The sequence below is a fragment of the Saccharopolyspora soli genome (assembly GCF_022678645.1).
Taxonomy (GTDB): Bacteria; Actinomycetota; Actinomycetes; order Mycobacteriales; family Pseudonocardiaceae; genus Saccharopolyspora; species Saccharopolyspora soli.
Genome location: NZ_JALBWV010000184.1, coordinates 1 through 546, shown reverse-complemented (window position 1 = coordinate 546; position 546 = coordinate 1). Strand labels below are relative to the sequence as shown.

The window sequence follows — 546 nt, the reverse complement described above, 5'->3', positions numbered from 1 at the left end:
CAGTGCTTTGTGAACAGTTGTCAGCAGAGTTGGCCCGGTGGCCAAAACGGACCAGGTTTGAGGATCTTCGCTGGCGCGTCGGGGTGGCCGGGTTCGGGGAGGCTGCGGAGCGCATCGACGGTGGCAGCGAGCGTGCCCGACGACTGCCAGACGACCCCGCCGTTCGCGCTCGCCACCAGCAGTCGGACGGCGAGTGCTTTTTGCCGACTAGCGATCCAGAGCGCATCGCTGTGTTGGGGCCAGCTCAGCAGGCCAACGAGCCACTCTGGACGCCCGAACGCATCGGTCAGGGTCCAGAAGGTCCACAGCGTGTGGATTCCTATGAGGACCGCGAGCTCGGGGTAGAGCTGCAGCGCTTCGTCGACGCTGGTCACGACGCGGCATCCTTCACAGTTGTCTCGGATTCGGTTTCCGGGGCTGGCGGGTGCCGCTCCGGTGTTACAGCGCTAAGGCGTTCGCGCGAACAGGTGTCCACATGATGAACCCTCAACACCGTGTCGGACAGATTTCGACGACCTACGCGCAAAGATCACCCAGGAGAGGGTG

Annotated in this window: 1 protein-coding gene; it reads right to left on the bottom strand. The window is 63.9% G+C overall.

The genetic code is table 11. The features are described 5' to 3' along the window. Positions 1–20: 20 nt before the first annotated feature. The gene (locus MOQ72_RS44220) at positions 21–374 is read right to left on the bottom strand and encodes a hypothetical protein (RefSeq protein ID WP_242192051.1); all 354 of its coding nucleotides are present in this window, start codon (positions 372–374) and stop codon (positions 21–23) included. Positions 375–546 lie beyond the last annotated feature (172 nt).